The sequence below is a fragment of the Sphingobacterium spiritivorum genome (genome assembly GCF_016725325.1).
In the GTDB taxonomy this organism is placed as follows: domain Bacteria; phylum Bacteroidota; class Bacteroidia; order Sphingobacteriales; family Sphingobacteriaceae; genus Sphingobacterium.
The window spans coordinates 58872-74243 of record NZ_CP068083.1; the positions used below are offsets into that span (position 1 = coordinate 58872).

Annotated in this window: 15 protein-coding genes; 7 read left to right on the forward strand and 8 right to left on the reverse strand. The window is 39.8% G+C overall.

The window, feature by feature from the left end; genetic code table 11:
• Positions 1-84: 84 nt before the first annotated feature.
• Both I6J02_RS00275 and I6J02_RS00280 read right to left on the reverse strand, forming a co-directional pair.
• Positions 85-810: an AAA family ATPase gene (locus I6J02_RS00275; RefSeq protein ID WP_201679865.1), complete on the reverse strand. Its 726-nt coding sequence runs from the start codon at positions 808-810 to the stop codon at positions 85-87.
• A 48-nt stretch (positions 811-858) separates the two neighbouring features.
• Positions 859-1416, reverse strand: coding sequence for a DUF1543 domain-containing protein (locus I6J02_RS00280; protein WP_201679866.1), 558 nt, complete (start codon positions 1414-1416; stop codon positions 859-861).
• A gap of 76 nt (positions 1417-1492) precedes the next feature.
• Here I6J02_RS00280 and I6J02_RS00285 point away from each other — a divergent pair, with 76 nt between their 5' ends.
• Positions 1493-2395: a serine hydrolase gene (locus I6J02_RS00285; RefSeq protein WP_201679867.1), complete on the forward strand. Its 903-nt coding sequence runs from the start codon at positions 1493-1495 to the stop codon at positions 2393-2395.
• 96 nt (positions 2396-2491) lie between these two features.
• Positions 2492-3043 (forward strand): ferritin, encoded by a 552-nt coding sequence (locus I6J02_RS00290; RefSeq protein WP_201679868.1) that lies wholly within the window; start codon positions 2492-2494, stop codon positions 3041-3043.
• Between the two features lie 88 nt (positions 3044-3131).
• Here I6J02_RS00290 and kdsA read toward each other — a convergent pair whose 3' ends face one another.
• Both kdsA and recQ read right to left on the reverse strand, forming a co-directional pair.
• Positions 3132-3947, reverse strand: coding sequence for a 3-deoxy-8-phosphooctulonate synthase (gene kdsA / locus I6J02_RS00295; RefSeq protein WP_115171065.1), 816 nt, complete (start codon positions 3945-3947; stop codon positions 3132-3134).
• A 25-nt stretch (positions 3948-3972) separates the two neighbouring features.
• Complete coding sequence (recQ, locus tag I6J02_RS00300) at positions 3973-6162, reverse strand: DNA helicase RecQ (protein WP_201679869.1); 2190 nt, start codon at positions 6160-6162, stop codon at positions 3973-3975.
• 99 nt (positions 6163-6261) lie between these two features.
• Here recQ and I6J02_RS00305 point away from each other — a divergent pair, with 99 nt between their 5' ends.
• The 5 genes from I6J02_RS00305 (at position 6262) to I6J02_RS00325 (ending at position 10810) form a co-directional block, all read left to right on the forward strand.
• Positions 6262-7227 carry an SIS domain-containing protein gene (locus I6J02_RS00305; RefSeq protein ID WP_201679870.1) on the forward strand — a complete coding sequence of 322 codons (966 nt, stop codon included), beginning with the start codon at positions 6262-6264 and terminating at the stop codon, positions 7225-7227.
• 55 nt (positions 7228-7282) lie between these two features.
• Positions 7283-8545 carry a cation:proton antiporter gene (locus tag I6J02_RS00310; RefSeq protein WP_201679871.1) on the forward strand — a complete coding sequence of 421 codons (1263 nt, stop codon included), beginning with the start codon at positions 7283-7285 and terminating at the stop codon, positions 8543-8545.
• Between the two features lie 119 nt (positions 8546-8664).
• Positions 8665-9039 (forward strand): DUF1573 domain-containing protein, encoded by a 375-nt coding sequence (locus tag I6J02_RS00315; protein WP_003003872.1) that lies wholly within the window; start codon positions 8665-8667, stop codon positions 9037-9039.
• Between the two features lie 153 nt (positions 9040-9192).
• The gene (locus I6J02_RS00320) at positions 9193-10392 is read left to right on the forward strand and encodes a pyridoxal phosphate-dependent aminotransferase (RefSeq protein WP_201679872.1); all 1200 of its coding nucleotides are present in this window, start codon (positions 9193-9195) and stop codon (positions 10390-10392) included.
• A gap of 124 nt (positions 10393-10516) precedes the next feature.
• Positions 10517-10810 (forward strand): hypothetical protein, encoded by a 294-nt coding sequence (locus I6J02_RS00325; RefSeq protein ID WP_003001111.1) that lies wholly within the window; start codon positions 10517-10519, stop codon positions 10808-10810.
• Positions 10811-10903: 93 nt separating this feature from the next.
• Here I6J02_RS00325 and cmk read toward each other — a convergent pair whose 3' ends face one another.
• From cmk to I6J02_RS00345, 4 genes are all read right to left on the reverse strand, one after another.
• Complete coding sequence (gene cmk, locus I6J02_RS00330; RefSeq protein WP_201679873.1) at positions 10904-11599, reverse strand: (d)CMP kinase; 696 nt, start codon at positions 11597-11599, stop codon at positions 10904-10906.
• Positions 11600-11602: 3 nt separating this feature from the next.
• Complete coding sequence (locus I6J02_RS00335) at positions 11603-12016, reverse strand: hypothetical protein (protein WP_201679874.1); 414 nt, start codon at positions 12014-12016, stop codon at positions 11603-11605.
• A gap of 25 nt (positions 12017-12041) precedes the next feature.
• Positions 12042-14411: a type I DNA topoisomerase gene (gene topA / locus I6J02_RS00340; RefSeq protein WP_201679875.1), complete on the reverse strand. Its 2370-nt coding sequence runs from the start codon at positions 14409-14411 to the stop codon at positions 12042-12044.
• Positions 14412-14508: 97 nt separating this feature from the next.
• Positions 14509-15363 carry a 4-hydroxybenzoate octaprenyltransferase gene (locus I6J02_RS00345; RefSeq protein ID WP_201679876.1) on the reverse strand — a complete coding sequence of 285 codons (855 nt, stop codon included), beginning with the start codon at positions 15361-15363 and terminating at the stop codon, positions 14509-14511.
• Between the last annotated feature and the right edge of the window lie 9 nt (positions 15364-15372).

The window sequence follows — 15372 nt, forward strand, 5'->3', positions numbered from 1 at the left end:
AGGACAAACCATAAAAAGAAGCTGCAGTAAGCTATTCACAAAATGATAAGTTTACTGCAGCTCTTTTATTTTCATTCATCAGAATTACAATCCCAGTTCATCTAATATTGTTTGAGGACTGTTCATAAAGAACTTTGTAAGCCTGTATTGATCTGTGTCTTCATATGATGTCAGCTGAAGACCTTCGTCTGTTACCTTATAGATTTCGGCATCAGGATAAGCCAGAAGAATCGGAGAATGTGTGGCAATTATAAATTGTGAATCTGCATCGGTCAGTTCTTTTATCCTGACCATCATATTGAGCTGGCTTCCAAATGAAAGTGCCGATTCAGGCTCATCAAATATATACAACCCTTTTCCGGACAATCTATTATGCAGCAGCGCCAGAAAACTTTCTCCGTGTGAACATTCATGTAATGATCCTCCGTATGCCCGCTCCAGATCTCCCTTTGCCCCTTCATATAAGTTATCTACTTCGCTGGCTACATTGTAAAAGCTCTCTGCCCTCAGAAAGTAACCATCCCTGAAACGATCAACACCCTTTCCTATTTTGATATCCTGAAAAAGATCTGAATGCGAATTTTTAGTTGCAAAGTTAAAATTTATACTTCCTCCTTCCGGGTTAAAACCCGATCGAATAGCAATGGACTCAATAAATGTAGACTTACCGGATCCGTTTTCTCCCACGATAAAAGTAACCGGCTGTGTGAATCTAAATTTTTCGAGATGAAAAATCGACGGAATATGATAAGGATAAGATATACGTTGTGATCTGGGCCGGATATTTTCCACCTGCTTGATATATATCATATGACAAGTTATTTAAAGTGATAAAAAGTCCTCGTTGACATTCAAAGATTACACCTCTCCCTTTTCCAATTTTGAGAATTTCAGATATCCGATATGAAGCTCATCCGCTTCTGAAATTTCTGTTTGCCGGATAGACAGGCTGTAGTGTGATCTGAAATCTTCGGACAGCAGGTCTTCTACCTCATATACATCGTCTACATCTATCCCGTATTTGTCATCGATATGCGAAGAAGTATGGTGTTTCCAAAAGACTGTTTCTTTTGCAGCAGCAATAGCTGCTGCTATATGTTCGGCGACCACCAGTTGTTTGTAATGATACTCCTCAAAATCATTTTCTTTATATCCCCCGAGATTCACAAAGAACAGTTTCAATTTCTCATTTTTTGGCTTCTCTTTTTCAATCACTTCAATCGTATAACCATCCACTACCTTCACTTCACGCCATACATCTACATGGAGATTGCCCGATGCTTCTTTCCAGAAATCGCGCATAGAAAATAAAAGAGATGGCAGGCTGTCTCCTATTCCAAAATACATATCATGCTGTTCAGTGTGTCGGCCTTCCGGCTTACATCCCAGCAAAACCATAAATAATTTCTGCTCCATAATTAGACAAATTGACAAATATTTTTCGCAAATTACACTTAAATATATTCAAATAAATACCATCTATAAAAAACAAATGAAAAACCTTTCCTTAATCCTGACCCTAATTTTACTATCCGTTGCAGGCTCAGCCTTTGCTCAGAAGACTGATCAGAAACTGGAAAAAAAACTTAAAGAACTTACCCGCGACTTCAGGGGCGACATCGGCATCTACGTACGTCATCTCAAAACGAACAAAGAAGTCATGATTAATGCAGACAGCATTTTTCCTACAGCAAGTATTGTCAAAGTACCCATTCTGGCAGGTGTATTTAATAAAATCGGAAAAGGGGAATTAAAATACAATGACAAATTTATATATCGCCAGAACAGGGCTTATGGCGGATCAGGATTAATGCAGTTCTTTAAAGACAGCGTGGAAACAGATCTTTCCACGATGGCCGCACTGATGATAGGATACAGTGATAATGTGACTTCGATCTGGTGTCAGGAACTAGCCGAGGGCACCAAGATTAATGCACTAATGGATGAATTAGGTCTGCCTAATACCCGTGTGAATTCCCGGACAGCAGGAAGAGAAGCTATCTGGAAAAAATACGGCTGGGGACATACTACGCCTCGGGAGATGGCTACTCTTCTGACACTGATACATGAAGGCAAAGTAATATCCCCGGATCTGTCCGACAAGATGTATCGCATACTTGGAAATGTCTTTTACAACGAACGTTCATTGTCTCAGATACCATCTTACATAAAGACGGCTTCTAAAAGTGGTTCACTGGAAGATGTGAGAAGTGAAGTCGTACTGGTCAATGCTCCGAATGGAGATTATGTCTTCAGTGTCTTTACTAAAAACAACAAGGATAGAAGCTGGGAAAAATCCAATGAGGCAGAAGTACTGACACGCAGCATATCCAGCCTACTATGGAATTATTTTGAGCCTAAGCATCCTTTTCCAAAACAACGTCTTCTAGATTAAGATTGGTTCTATTTTAACTGCATTCAAAAACCAAATCCGGTGTAGAACGTTATTAGGGTATACAGTGCACACAAAGCACATTTACCTTTTAATACTATGAATACAAACAGATTATCAAAAGAAATGCAGTCCGCACTGATCGCTCAAATGACAAAAGAAGCTAGTGCAGCACAAATTTACCTGTCATTGGGTATATGGGCGGATGATCAGGGATATGGTGGTATCGCAAACTTTTTGTTCAGACATGCCAATGAGGAACGGAACCATATGACGAAGTTCATGGAATACATTCTGGAACGTGGAGGGAAACCTCGTGTAGAGGCTATTCCTGCTCCTCCTGCAGATCCAACATCATTAACAGAATGCTTCAACAGAGTATTTAAGCATGAAGTAGATAATACAGAGGCCATATACAACATCGTTAATCTATCGATGAAAGAACAGGATTGGGCAACGTGGAATTTTGCGCAATGGTTTGTAAAAGAACAGATTGAAGAAGAGAAACTGGCTCTGGAATTAATAGACAAGTTAAAAATAGCAGGCGGAGACAAAGCTTCAGACGAATCGTTGTTCAACCTGGATAAAACATTGGGAGAAGCCGATGATGAGGTGAGTCTGGCCCGTGAGGCAACTGCTGAAAATCCGTAAAACTGACAGCAAAAGTTGTACTATAACAAAAGCGGTGACCGTATATACGGTCACCGCTTTTGTTATACAGAATAATATTTTTTGTCTCCTAAAGGATTGCTTCTCTGACACGCACCAATTTTGTCAAAAGACCTTCCAGAAGATCTAAATGAAGCATATTTGCACCATCAGATTTCGCATTAGCTGGATCCGGATGTGTTTCAATAAAAAGGCCGTCTGCTCCTACTGCAATAGCAGCTTTAGCAATGGTCTCGATAAGTTCTGGCTTTCCTCCCGTCACACCCGAAGTCTGATTCGGCTGTTGCAAAGAGTGCGTACAGTCCATTACTGTAGGTACCTGAAATGCTTTCATTTGTGGAATTCCTCTGAAATCCACAACCAGGTCCTGATATCCGAATGTATTTCCGCGATCCGTCAGAAAAACTTTATTATTCCCTGAATCGATTACTTTATCTACCGCAAATTTCATAGACTCAGCAGACAGGAACTGTCCTTTTTTAATATTGACAACTTTCCCTGTCTCAGCCGCAGCAACCAGCAATTCTGTCTGACGGCATAGAAAAGCAGGAATCTGAAGAACATCTACATATGCCGCTGCCAAAGCCGCCTCATGGCTTTCGTGAATATCAGTAACCGTAGGTACTCCAAAAGTCTGCCCTACCTTTTCCAGGATCTTCAATGCTTTTTCATCGCCGATTCCGGTAAATGAATCTACCCTGGAACGGTTTGCTTTGCGGTAAGATCCTTTAAAAATATAAGGGATATTAAGTTTATCGGTAATAGTAACGATTTTTTCAGCAATGCGGAGAGCAATATCTTCTCCTTCAATTGCACAAGGACCAGCCATCAGAAAAAAATTGGCAGACTGCCCGTTTTTGATATGAGGTAAATAAGATTGTATCATGTAATAATAAAAAAATTCGTTGTTGTTAGTTCCCCAGTTCGGACATAAACTTAATACGCATCAGCTGAATATCCTCATAGGTATAGTCCGCTTCGCCCAGTTCTTTTAATGCCGCTTCTATAGAATCCACTTCTGCACTTTTGAAATAGTCATACACCTCATCCTGGCGATCCTGATCGATCATTTCGTCTACAAAATATCCGATATTTAACTTTGTGCCTGAATTGACTATGGATTCTACTTCTTTCAGAAGATCTTCATAGGATACTCCTTTTGATGAAGCAATATCTTCCAATCCAATCTTACGGTCTATATTCTGGATAATAGAGACTTTCAGCGCTGATTTATTAGCCGTACTCTTGATAACCATATCCTGTGGACGATCAATATCATGATCTTCCACATATTTTTTGATGAGTTCGACAAATGGCGCCCCAAACTTAAGAGCCTTACCTGATCCCACACCATGAATCTGTTTCATTTCATCCATAGAAATCGGATAGCAGGTACACATTTCATCCAGTGAAGGATCCTGAAAGATAACAAATGGCGGAAGAGATTTTTGCTTAGCAATCTTTTTGCGCAGTTCTTTCAGCATTTTCAACAATTCGGTATCCATGGCTCCAGAGCTTTGCGCCGGCTCTTCAGAACCATCTGCATCAGCCTTTTCCATAGGTCTGTTGAGAATAAATTTGATGGCATACGGATTATCAATGTACTTACGTCCTCCGTCAGTGAGCATTAACAGACCGTAATGATCGATATCCTTTTTCAGAAAATTAGCAAGCTCTGCCTGTCTCAGTACAGATTTCCAGTAAATCACCCCTTGTTCTTTACCTTTACCGAACAAAGCATGTTCATCGTGTTTGTAGGCCGACACCGGTTGATTAGTCTGTCCCATCAGCACATTGATCATGTGCTGATCGTCAAACTTCTCCCCTTGCTCTTTAATGAATCCCAGTATTTTCAGCAGAGACTCCTCTGCATCAAAATAGGTTTTCTTTGTCTTACAGTTGTCGCACATATTGTTACAACCAGCCTCATCAAAATTTTCACCAAAATAGTGTAGAATCTGTTTACGGCGACATACGGCTGACTCAGAATAATCTATAACTTCTTTTAATATCTGTGTACCGATTTCACGCTCTGACACCGGCTTATCTTTCATGAATTTGGTCAGCTTTTCAACATCTTTTTCAGAATAGAATGTGACACATACTCCCTCACCTCCATCGCGTCCTGCACGTCCGGTCTCCTGATAGTAGCCCTCCATTGATTTTGGAATATCATGGTGGATCACATATCTGACATCAGGTTTATCAATGCCCATTCCAAATGCTATTGTGGCTACAATGACTTCCACATCTTCCATCAGGAACTTATCCTGTGTATCTGCCCGTGTCTTCGCATCCAGACCTGCATGGTAAGGCAATGCTTTGATTCCGTTGATATTTAATACCTCAGCAATTTCTTCAACCTTTTTCCGGCTCAGACAATATACGATTCCGGTCTTACCCGAATTATTTTTAATAAAACGGACAATCTCTTTAACAACATTCTTTTTTGTCCGTACTTCATAATACAGATTGGTACGGTTAAAGGATGATTTGAACAACGTTGCATCCGTCATCTGCAGATTTTTGCGGATATCTGACTGCACCTTAGGTGTGGCTGTAGCGGTAAGTGCGATAATTGGAATATTTTCACCTATACCATTGATTACCTGCCGGATCTTACGATATTCAGGTCTGAAGTCATGTCCCCATTCCGAGATACAATGTGCTTCATCCACAGCTACAAATGAGACTATGATCTGTCTTAAAAATTCAATATTCTCTTCTTTTGACAGCGACTCAGGGGCTACATATAACAGCTTAGTCTTCCCCTGTGTTACATCCTGTTTTACTTTCGTAATTTCTCCCTTATTAAGAGAGGAATTCAGAAAATGTGCAATACTGTCCGTGCCCCCGAATGCCCGGAGCTGGTCTACCTGATTCTTCATCAGTGCAATGAGTGGAGAGATGACAATAGCAGTACCCTGACTCATAAGTGCAGGCAGCTGATAACATATGGACTTACCCCCACCTGTCGGCATAATTACGAAAGTGTCTTTTTTATTGAGCACATTTGTAATAATAGCCTCCTGGTCTCCTTTAAACGTATCAAACCCGAAAAAATCCTGAAGATTATCAAATAATGACTTTTCTATATCCATTGACTAAGGGAAAATTAAGATAGACTACAACCTTTTTTTAAGTTAAATAATAACTTATTTTTGTGAATAAATGAATATATAAAAATAGATATAATATTTGTGAAAAACAATACTGAAATCAAAAACATAGCCATTGAAGCCATCGAGCTGGAAGCGCAATCTGTACAGAATCTGACAAACAATATCAATGAAGATTTTGTAGGTGTTGTACATGAAATCCTTAACCTCAAAGGGCGTGTTATCGTCACCGGAATCGGCAAAAGTGCTATCATAGCACAGAAGATTGTAGCTACCCTCAACTCGACAGGTACGCCTTCTATTTTTCTTCATGCGGCAGATGCTATCCACGGAGATCTGGGTATCGTACAGCCTCATGATCTGATCATTGCCTTATCAAAAAGTGGCAACACACCGGAAATCAAAGTCCTGGTTCCCTTTTTAAAGCAAACACAAAACAAGCTTGTAGCCATAGTCGGAAATACCGAATCTTTTCTGGCTCAGCATGCAGATTATATTCTGGATACGACCGTCGAGCGCGAAGCATGCCCCAACAACCTCGCTCCCACCACAAGCACTACTGCGCAACTGGCCATGGGAGATGCACTAGCTGTTGTACTGCAGGAATGCCGTGAATTTTCAGACCGTGACTTTGCAAAGTATCACCCCGGAGGAGCATTAGGTAAGCAACTGTATCTTAAAGTGAGTGATCTTTCAGACCAAAACGGCAAACCTGAAGTTAGCCCTGATGCCTCCGTCAGACAAATTATCATTACGATCACGCAGTTTCGCCTTGGAGCCACAGCGGTAATCGATCAGGATACTATTCTGGGTATTATTACGGATGGAGATATTCGCCGGATGCTGGAAACGCATCAAGATCTTTCTTCTATTACAGCAAAAGATATTATGGGGAGAAGCCCTAAACTTATTGACAAAAATGAATTAGCTGTCAATGCCCTTCATCAGATGAAAGACAATAATATTACGCAGTTACTGGCGACCGAAAATGGAAAATATGCAGGCATAGTCCACATTCAGGATCTATTGAAAGAGGGGATAATCTAATGGTGTAAGCAGAGGAGCACATCCTTCATACCTTTTAATTCAAACGCTTACTCAAATGGAATTATACTATACATTTTCTATATTAATAGTCCTGGCAGCTATTTTTGCCTACCTCAATCATCGGTTTCTCCGGTTGCCCTCTTCGATTGGCATTATGCTGATTGCATTATTAGTATCCGTATGCATTGTACTTTTCGGAGACAGAATAGCGGGCAATGAGATTTCGAAGTTTTCTTCCATGATCACGAAACTTGATTTTTCGGATGTACTGATGGGTGCGATGCTTAATTTTTTACTTTTTGCAGGAGCTATACATATCAACATTAACGATCTCAAGAGTCAAAAGGGAGCTGTCATGTTCTTCTCCACTTTAGGGGTTGTGATTTCGACCTTCATAGTAGGTTTGTTGATGTTTTACATCTTACCGGTTCTCAACATCCACCTTCCGCTGATCTATTGTCTGATATTTGGCGCGTTAATCTCTCCTACCGATCCTATTGCTGTATTGAGTATTCTCAAAACAACCGGTGTGTCCAAAGCTCTGGAAACAAAATTTGCGGGGGAATCCCTTTTTAATGACGGGGTAGCGGTAGTTCTTTTCGCTGTCTTACTGAATATTGCATTAGGTACATCTACAGATGTGACAATTGCCAATGTAGGCTGGTTATTTGTAAAAGAAGCCGGAGGAGGTCTCGTACTGGGTATAGCACTTGGTCAGCTCTGCTCCTATCTGATGAGAAAGATCGATGATTATAAAGTTTCGGTACTCATGAGTCTGGCTGTCGTAATGGGAGGTTATCTGGTAGCTCATTCTTTCCATTGTTCAGGTCCACTTACTATGGTGGCAGCAGGATTAATCATCGGTAACAAAAACAACACGAAGGGTGCTATGTCTGAAGAAACAAAAGACTACCTCAATAAGTTCTGGGAACTGATAGATGAGATCCTGAATGCTATTCTGTTTCTGATTATCGGTTTTGAACTGTTAATCATACCAAGCATTCCTAATTATTGGATTCTGGGTTTTACTTCTGTAGTACTGGTATTGATTGCACGGTTTGTATCCATATATGTTCCGGGACGATTATTCCCCAAATTAAATATTAATAAAGCAGCAACCACATTACTGGTGTGGGGAGGTTTGCGGGGAGGCGTTTCTATCGCCCTTGCCCTCTCTCTTCCTGTGGGAGAACATAAAGACTTAGTTTTAGGAATTACCTATTTTGTAGTTATTTTTTCTATATTAGTTCAGGGCTTGACTCTCGGGAATCTGGCCGGTAGAATTAAGAAAATGGCGATACAGGACAAGTTAAAGTAACAATACTACATCATTTTCGTAATATTGTTGTTAAAAAGGTGTTATAACCCATTGTTTTAAATAGATATAGCCTAAATTTGGTACATAGATTGATATACTTAACTTAAACAAATTGAAATATGAAAAATCTCTTCGCCATCGTAGCAGTAGTAATTGCATTCGTAGGATTTACCTCAATGCAGACAGGTAAAGGTGAATTTAAATTCGAGAAAGAAACACATGACTTCAACAGCATTCCTGTAGCAAAGCCAGCCTCATATGAATTCAAATTTACAAATGGCGGTTCAGAACCTATTATCATCTCTGATGTAAAGCCAGCTTGCGGATGTTCAGTTGCTGAATTCACTAAAACTCCGATCAAACCCGGAGATGCAGGTGTAGTAAAAGTAACGTATAATGCGGCTTCCAAAGGTCCTTTTACAAAAAGTTTTACTGTAACTTCTAACACGAAAACACCAGTAAAAACATTATACATCAAAGGAATTGTTGAATAACAGATTTCCTTTAAAAAGAAAATTCACAAAGGCATCCCAAACGGATGCCTTTGTTCGTTTAAGGGGCTTGTACAGATTATATATATCTAAATACTAACTGCTAAGTATTAAAAAATTCGTAGATTTGGCATCAAAATTTTAGAACAATTTACTATGCCAGCAATTTCAAGTAAAGGCATTCACATGCCCGCTTCGCCAATCCGTAAACTGACACCATTTGCAGATAAAGCCAAGAAAGAAGGAAAAAAAATCTACCATTTAAACATTGGCCAACCGGATATCGAGACGCCTCAGATTATGCTAGATGCCATTAAGAACATTGATTTCAAAGTATGGGCCTACACACCTTCAGAAGGGACTGCAGCATATCGAAATAAACTGGTTGAATATTACAATAAACTTGATTATAATGTTACAGCTTCAGATATTCTGGTAACTAACGGAGGTTCGGAAGCGATTACCATTGCTATGCAGGCTTGTCTTAATCCGGGAGAAGAAGTTATTATCCCTGAACCATTTTATGCAAATTACAACGGATTCGCATGTGCTGCAGATATTGTTGTCAAACCTATTATGTCTTATATAGACAATGGATTTGCATTGCCTCCTATTGCGGAATTCGAAAAGCTGATTACCGAAAAAACTAAAGCTATTGCGATCTGTAATCCGAATAATCCTACAGGATATCTGTATTCCCGTGAAGAATTAGAAGCATTACGTGATCTGTGCCTGAAATACGATTTGTTTTTATTTTCGGATGAAGCATACCGCGAGTTTTGTTACGATGGTAAAGCTTTTATATCTCCTATGCATCTGGAAGGTCTGGAACAGCATGTTGTTATCTTTGACACTGTTTCAAAACGTTACTCTGCATGTGGTGCAAGACTGGGATGTCTGGTTACCAGAAACAAGGAATTGTACAATGTTGCCTTAAAATTTGCTCAGGCTCGTTTGAGTCCTCCTGCTGTAGCGCAGATTGCTGCAACTGCAGCGGTAGATACACCTGACAGTTATTTTGAAGCCGTTTCCAAAGAATATACAGCTCGCAGAGATACTTTGGTAAAAGGACTTAACAGTATTGAAGGTGTATTCTGCCCAAATCCGGGAGGGGCATTCTATGTTGTTGCAAAATTACCAATCGATAATGCTGACAAATTCTGTCAATGGATGCTTGAATCATTTTCATATGAAAATCAAACAGTCATGATGGCACCTGCAACAGGTTTCTACAGTACACCGGGTGCAGGTCTGAATGAGGTTCGTATGGCGTATGTACTGAATCAGTCTGACTTAAAAAATGCACTGATATGTCTTGAAAAAGCACTTGCCGAATACCCGGGCAGAGCACTGTAAATCAAAACATTACAACACCAATAATATTAAAAAGCCTTTTCATGTTTCTGATGAAAAGGCTTTTTAATAAAACAATTTAGCCCGAAGACCGTTTATATAGTAGTAACGATTTAAATGGAATAGTATGGATAAATTGAAAAAATTTGAGTTGATGGAAAAGATTGTACGTGAACTCGAGGACGTACGTAACAGTCAACAAGCTGTATTAGAAAAAATCGGCAAAATTGAAGTTGACAATATTGAACTTGGAGATAAAAATCTGGAAAACACACTTCCGGATATTTACCAGCGTACAGCTGACAATTCAGATGCAATACGGGATTTGTTAAACTCCTTCCAGGAGAAAACGGACGATTTCGGTGAAAAAAATAATGTTGACAAGCTAAAAGAACAGCAACAAATCAACAGTATAAAATAGTTTTTTTTCAAAATTACAAATGAGAAAGGGTTGCGAATGTTAATTTGCAACCCTTTTTTATATTTTGTACTTTTCTGTTCTCTACTTTCAGGGCTAAACTACTTTTCGGCCTTCTTTAATTTTCTTGTATTCTCCGATTACAAATTCAAGCTGTTCTTCCTGATTGAGATCTGAGTTATCCAGGACAATAGCATCTTCAGCCTGTCTTAGCGGACTTTCTTCTCGTGTACTGTCTATATGATCGCGGTGAGCCAGATTTTCCATGACATCTTTCATGGTGACTTGCTCTCCTTTAGCTGTTAATTCCAGGTACCTGCGTTCTGCACGAACCATCGGATCTGCTGTCATAAAGATCTTAAGATCTGCATCCGGAAATACTGTTGTACCTATATCCCGGCCATCCATAATAATATTTCTTCTCTTCCCTAATTTCTGTTGTTGGGCTACCATAGCTTTCCGTACAGCTTTGAGTGCACTTACTTCACTTACTTTGTCGGAAATATACATCTGACGAATTTCATCTGAAATATCTTCATCATTGAGATGTAGCTCCGTTTTTTCAGTATTAGGAATAAAATCTATATGTATAAGATCCAAAGCTTTGTTTATTGCTTCTTCATTGTTCATATCGATTTGTTCGCGGATAAAATACAATGTTACTGCACGGTACATCGCTCCGCTATCGATGAATACAAAATTTAATTTTTTAGCAAGAGCTTTTGCCAATGTACTCTTTCCGCAGGAAGAGAAACCATCTATTGCAATAATAAAATTATGCCGGATACTCATATCTTAAACATTTCCTCCTATAATGACTCCAGGCTTGTTAACCAACGGAACCTTTGAGAGATTTTCATCAACAATACTTTCCGGAAGGAAGATGTATTTTTTATCATAAATCACCCCACCAATATAATAACTTAACCAATACTCATTTGTCAATCCAAACACCTGATCATCAATAGCTTCTATTTTAACAAACGAAGACGGCGCCACATCTCCGATAAAATGTCGGAGTGTTGTTGTCTTCACTTCCTTACCATCTTTTTTTCCATAGCCTTTAGAACTGACAAATACATTCTCCAGTCCCTCATTTTTTTCATTGATCAGATAGACTTTCCAGTTCTGGGAAGTCGGTGTATCTCCCTCGAGTACCACAGAAATCAGAATATCTTCTACAATATTTTCAGGCAAATCTTTTTTCATGCAACGATCTTATCAACGATTAAAGTTACTTTTTTGCTGTTGTTTTTTTTGTTCTCGGAGCAGCTTTTTTTGCTGTACTTTTCGCAGCCTTACCTTTCGGAGCATCTGCTTCAGCCCATTTCAGGACATCTTCATAGCTGATTTTTTCTACTTCTGTACCTTTAGGGATTTTAATATTTTGTTTACCAAAACGTATAAAAGGACCCCATCTTCCATTTTCGATCTGTGCATCCGGATTTTCATCAAATACACGGATTACTTTATCTTTATCTTTTTGTCTTTTCTCTTTTATGATCTCGATCGCTTCTTCTTCAGTCACGTCATGCGGATCCATTCCCTTTGGTAAGGAATAGAATGAACTGTCATGTCTGACATAAGGTCCGAAACGACCTATTGCAACGGTCATATCCTTCTCTTCAAAAGCACCTACTTTTTTAGGAAGCTTGAAAAGTTCCAACGCATCTTCAAAAGTAATGGTTTCGATCATCTGACCTTTTCGTAGAGACGCAAAACGTGGTTTCTCTTCATCATCTGCACTACCAATCTGTACTAATGGTCCGAAACGGCCTACTCTGACAGTCACCGGCTTACCTGTTTCCGGATCCGTGCCCAGCTCACGTTCATGTGTGGCACGCTCCGCATTTTCAAGCGTATCCTGTACTTCGGTATGAAACGGGCCGTAGAAGCCTTTCATCATTTCCGTCCACTCTGTAAGTCCCTGAGCGATATCATCAAACTCCTTCTCTACTTTGGCCGTAAAATGATAGTCTACGATTCCTTTGAAATGCTCTACGAGAAAATCATTGACCAGTACACCGATATCAGTAGGGAACATTTTAGATTTTTCAGCGCCAGTGATCTCCGTTTTAGTCACTGTATTTACCTGACCGTTTTCTAATGTCAAAACCTGATAATCGCGTGATCGTCCTTCTCTATCTTCTTTCTCTACATATCCGCGATTTTGAATCGTTGAAATCGTAGGTGCATAAGTAGACGGACGACCTATACCCAGTTCTTCCAGTTTCTTGACCAGAGAAGCTTCTGTATATCTCGCCGGAGGACGGGAGAAACGCTGAATAGCATTCATTGTTTTCAACTGCACAGCCTGTCCCTGCTCTAACGGAGGTAAAAGTGTATTTGACGAATCGTCATCTGTTCCAAGATCAGTATCATCGTCTGTAGATTCCATATATACTTTTAGGAAACCGTCAAATTTCATGACTTCTCCTGAAGCAACCAGCATCTCCGAACGTGTGGAAACAGCAATTTTGGCAGTTGTTTTTTCAAACTCAGCCTCACTCATCTGCGAAGCGATAGCACGTTTCCAGATTAATTCATAAAGGCGTCTTTCTGAAGAATCACCTTCAATGGTATGATCCGAAAAATAGGTAGGACGAATAGCTTCGTGCGCTTCCTGTGCTCCTGCAGCTTTTGTTTTATATTTTCTCATCTTATGGTATTTGGTACCATAAGCATTTGTAATCTCCTTTTCAGCCGATTCTATTGCAGTATCACTCAAATTGACAGAGTCGGTACGCATATAGGTAATACGTCCGGCTTCGTAAAGGCGCTGTGCAACCTGCATTGTTCTTGCTACCGAAAAGCCTAGCTTGCGGCTGGCTTCCTGCTGAAGAGTAGAAGTAGTGAAAGGTGCTGAAGGTGTTCTTTTGGCCGGTTTTTTCTCCAGTGAAGACACTGAAAAAGAAGCGGCAATACAATCTTTCAGAAACTGTGCTGCTTCTGCCTCCGTTTCAAAACGCTGAGGTAGTTCCGCTTTAAACTGTTCTTTGCCTTTTCCTGTCAGAAAAAGAGCTATTATTTTGAATGAAGCCTCTGCTTCAAATTTATTGATCTCTCTTTCACGCTCTACAATAAGTCTTACAGCCACAGACTGTACACGACCTGCAGAAAGAGAAGGTTTTACTTTACGCCATAACACAGGTGACAATTCGAATCCCACCAAACGGTCGAGTACGCGTCTGGCTTGCTGCGCATTTACCAGATTGTAATCTATTGTACGGGGTGTTTCAATCGCTTTTAGAATGGCCGGCTTTGTAATTTCATGAAAGACAATACGTTTTGTATTTTGCTCTTTAAGTCCTAAAGTTTCGTATAAGTGCCAGGAAATGGCTTCTCCTTCCCGGTCCTCATCGGACGCCAGCCATACCATTTCGGCTTCTTTTGCTAATTTTTTCAACTCACTGACTACAGCCTTTTTATCTGAAGGAACTTCGTACTTCTGCTGAAAGTTATTTTCCGTATCAATGGCATCATCTGTCTTCACCAGATCCCTGATATGTCCATAACTAGACTTCACCAGAAAGTCCTTTCCCAAATATCCTTCGATTGTTTTAGCCTTAGCAGGCGACTCTACTATGAGCAAATTTTTAGCCATCTATGTATTTTGATTTCTGCAAATAAAAGTATTTCTTAAAGAATAGACAACTATTGTCGTCACTATATTGGGGCAAACTTATGAAAATCTCCGGCTATTATTGTAAAAAAATCACATCCAAAAGGTAAAATACTGCGAATATGACAGAGGCAATACCATTTGTCGTCATAAAAGCTCTATCCACCTTACTGAGATCAGTAGGACTTACAATCCGGTGCTGATAGATCAGCAACATACCGTAAAATGCCAATCCCAGATAATAGAACCAACTGACATGCATATAAAATGCCGGCAGGACAACAAATATAAAAGAAATCACATGCAGGCATTCGGACACCCGCAAAGCATTTTTAGTACCCAATCGTACCGGAATGGAATTCAGATTGTTGGCCCTGTCAAATGCTTCATCCTGCAAAGCATAAATAATATCAAAACCACTGGCCCATGTCATAACAGCAATACCATAAAAGACAGGGATGATATTAAATTGTCCCGTTACAACAAGGTAAGCACCTATTGGAGCCAGTCCAAGACCAACTCCCAATACCAAGTGACATAAAGGAGTGATCCGCTTGGTATAACTATAAAAAAGGACAACAAATAAAGCTATCGGAGATAAATAGAAACACAACGGATTGATCAGATACGTAGCTCCTGTAAAAATCGCACAATTGATAATCGTAAACAATAAAGCCTGACGGGCACTGATACGACCAGCCGGTATATCACGCATAACTGTACGTGGATTTTTAGCATCAATATCTCTGTCCAGATACCTGTTGAAAGCCATAGCAGCATTTCGTGCCGTCACCATACAAACCAGCATCAACGCAAGTTTGATCCATTCAAAAGAGTAAGATGTAGTATGTACAGCCAGAAAAAATCCGATCAGAGCAAACGGAAGGGCAAAAACACTGTGTGCAAATAAGACTAAAGAAAAATACTTCTTCATACAAACTAC

What these genes read in the sequence shown, in the direction of transcription:
- I6J02_RS00275 (WP_201679865.1), bottom strand. Translation starts at nt 810, where the DNA reads ATGATATATATCAAGCAGGTGGAAAATATCCGGCCCAGATCACAACGT.
- I6J02_RS00280 (WP_201679866.1), bottom strand. Translation starts at nt 1,416, where the DNA reads ATGGAGCAGAAATTATTTATGGTTTTGCTGGGATGTAAGCCGGAAGGC.
- I6J02_RS00285 (WP_201679867.1), top strand. Translation starts at nt 1,493, where the DNA reads ATGAAAAACCTTTCCTTAATCCTGACCCTAATTTTACTATCCGTTGCA.
- I6J02_RS00290 (WP_201679868.1), top strand. Translation starts at nt 2,492, where the DNA reads ATGAATACAAACAGATTATCAAAAGAAATGCAGTCCGCACTGATCGCT.
- kdsA (WP_115171065.1), bottom strand. Translation starts at nt 3,947, where the DNA reads ATGATACAATCTTATTTACCTCATATCAAAAACGGGCAGTCTGCCAAT.
- recQ (WP_201679869.1), bottom strand. Translation starts at nt 6,162, where the DNA reads ATGGATATAGAAAAGTCATTATTTGATAATCTTCAGGATTTTTTCGGG.
- I6J02_RS00310 (WP_201679871.1), top strand. Translation starts at nt 7,283, where the DNA reads ATGGAATTATACTATACATTTTCTATATTAATAGTCCTGGCAGCTATT.
- I6J02_RS00315 (WP_003003872.1), top strand. Translation starts at nt 8,665, where the DNA reads ATGAAAAATCTCTTCGCCATCGTAGCAGTAGTAATTGCATTCGTAGGA.
- I6J02_RS00320 (WP_201679872.1), top strand. Translation starts at nt 9,193, where the DNA reads ATGCCAGCAATTTCAAGTAAAGGCATTCACATGCCCGCTTCGCCAATC.
- I6J02_RS00325 (WP_003001111.1), top strand. Translation starts at nt 10,517, where the DNA reads ATGGATAAATTGAAAAAATTTGAGTTGATGGAAAAGATTGTACGTGAA.
- cmk (WP_201679873.1), bottom strand. Translation starts at nt 11,599, where the DNA reads ATGAGTATCCGGCATAATTTTATTATTGCAATAGATGGTTTCTCTTCC.
- I6J02_RS00335 (WP_201679874.1), bottom strand. Translation starts at nt 12,016, where the DNA reads ATGAAAAAAGATTTGCCTGAAAATATTGTAGAAGATATTCTGATTTCT.
- topA (WP_201679875.1), bottom strand. Translation starts at nt 14,411, where the DNA reads ATGGCTAAAAATTTGCTCATAGTAGAGTCGCCTGCTAAGGCTAAAACA.
- I6J02_RS00345 (WP_201679876.1), bottom strand. Translation starts at nt 15,363, where the DNA reads ATGAAGAAGTATTTTTCTTTAGTCTTATTTGCACACAGTGTTTTTGCC.